Genomic DNA, 1,907 nt, shown 5'->3' with positions numbered 1-1,907 from the left:
GCGCTCGACCGGCTCGCCCAGTACTACATCACGCTGGCCGAGAAGGTCTTCCCGGTGATCGAGGTCGATGCCGGACGCACCGTGGACGTGGTGCTCACCCAGGGCATCGCGCTCGGGCAGTCGCTGGACGGCACCCGCCCAGATGGCGCCAGCGCCATCGCCAGCGCGAACACCGACCCCGACCGCGACGCCTTTCCGCACCTCGCGCGCCGCACCCCCACCGCCCGGAGAGCCGCCGATGAAGACGACGAAGACTGACCTTGCCGGGCGAACGCCTGCAAACGCCCGCCATGCCACCACGCTCACGACCACGCTGGCCGCGGCCCTCGCCGCGAGCCTCTACGCCACCCCACTCGCCGCCCAACCCGCCGCCGCACCAAAGACCGGTACCGCGACGGCCACCCGCGCCGCGCCGGCAGGAACGACCCAGGCCGGTTCGACCGCAGATGCTCAAGGGACTTCAGCAGTCCGAGGCGAAACGCGATCAGCCGTGACGCAGCCAGCACCCGCCTCAGCCGACTCCAGCACCCTCGTCGAGCGCCTGCGGGCGCTCTACCCCTCAACCCGCTTCGGTGGGATTCATCCTACGGCGTGGCCCGGCGTGTACGAGGTGGCGATGGGCGCCAACCTCGCCTATGTCGATGCGACCGGCCGCTACTTCCTGTTCGGCCACCTCTACGACATGCGCCAGCAGCGCGACCTGACCGCCGAGCGCAAGGACGCGATGGCCCGCATCGATTTTGGGAGCCTGCCGCTGGCTGACGCGCTGACCGAGGTTCGGGGCAAGGGCACGCGGACGCTGGCGATCTTCAGCGATCCGGACTGCCCCTACTGCCGTCGGCTGGAGGCCGAACTGCGCGGCCTGGACGATGTCACGATTCACACCTTCCTGATGCCGCTGGCCTCGCTGCACCCGGCCGCGCGCGGCAAGGCGGTGTCGGTGTGGTGCGCAGCAGACCGCCTTGCCACCTGGCGGGCCCTGATGTTGCGCGACGTGATGCCGCCCCAGGCGGACTGCCCGCACCCGGTGGACCGCAACGTCACCCTCGGTGAGCAGCTCGGGATCAACGGCACACCAACGCTGATCGCAGGCGACGGCCGCGTGATGGCGGGTGCTGCCAGCCGCGACCAGATCGAGACCTGGCTATCCCGGCCGGGAGAAGGCGCCGCCAGCACAGCCACAGGGAGTGGCGCCCGATGAAGGGCGCACACCCGGCGGCAAGCAGCCGGCCACCCTGCAGACCACTGCGCCTTGCCGCGCTGCTCGCCGGCACTGCAGTGCTGGGCCTGAGCGGCTGCGCCTCGAACTCATCGGGTATCGGCGGCAGTCCCACCTATGCCTGCAAGGCCCCGACCGGCGCGCAATGCACCTCGGTGTCGGGCGTCTACGCCAACGCCGGGCAAGGCGCCCGGCAACTGCTCAGTTCGGACACGCTGCGCACCGGCGGATCCGGAGCGCTGGGGACGCCTGCCGCCGACGCGGCGCCTCACCGACCGGTGGTCCGCAGCGGTGCAGTCGAGCCTGCGTCCAGCGCTACCGCCATCGAGCCTCGGCCTACGAACACGAACCCGCACGCCGCAGCGGCGGGCACCGCACCCGCAGTCTCCCCAGCTGCCCTGCGCACCGCGCCCCGCGTCCTGCGCCTGTGGATCGCCCCGTGGGAAGACAGCGACGGCGACCTGCACGAAGCCTCCACGGTCCACGTCCTGATCGATCACGGCCGATGGCTGATCGAGCGGGTCCGCCCTGCCCCGCGAGGCCCGCGCATGGGCGTTACCCCACCTGCAGCCGTCGGCACCTCCCCAGCGGGTACCCCACCAGGCGGTCAGGCGCAAGGCATCCGCCCCCGCGCCAACCCCTCCCTCGACCAACCCGAGCCCTGAGCCATGCTGCGCACCCTGATCGA

2 protein-coding genes and 1 pseudogene are annotated in these 1,907 nt (G+C 71.6%); all 3 read left to right on the top strand.

The features are described 5' to 3' along the window. Positions 1 to 258, top strand: a pseudogene (locus ACOVRJ_RS08615) (hypothetical protein); the annotation flags it as partial. Next, positions 239 to 1,201 carry a DsbC family protein gene (locus ACOVRJ_RS08610; protein ID WP_422043465.1) on the top strand — a complete coding sequence of 321 codons (963 nt, stop codon included), beginning with the start codon at positions 239 to 241 and terminating at the stop codon, positions 1,199 to 1,201. The pseudogene ACOVRJ_RS08615 and the gene ACOVRJ_RS08610, both read left to right, overlap by 20 nt. Continuing rightward, on the top strand, positions 1,198 to 1,884 hold the full coding sequence (gene traV, locus ACOVRJ_RS08605; RefSeq protein WP_422043464.1) for a type IV conjugative transfer system lipoprotein TraV: 687 nt from the start codon (positions 1,198 to 1,200) through the stop codon (positions 1,882 to 1,884). The genes ACOVRJ_RS08610 and traV overlap by 4 nt, the downstream gene beginning before the upstream one ends. The last annotated feature ends 23 nt before the right edge of the window (positions 1,885 to 1,907 follow it).

Origin of the sequence: Roseateles sp. (assembly GCF_049240545.1) — a bacterium.
Lineage (GTDB): Bacteria > Pseudomonadota > Gammaproteobacteria > Burkholderiales > Burkholderiaceae_C > Paucibacter_A.
This window is presented reverse-complemented; position numbering and strand designations above follow the sequence as displayed.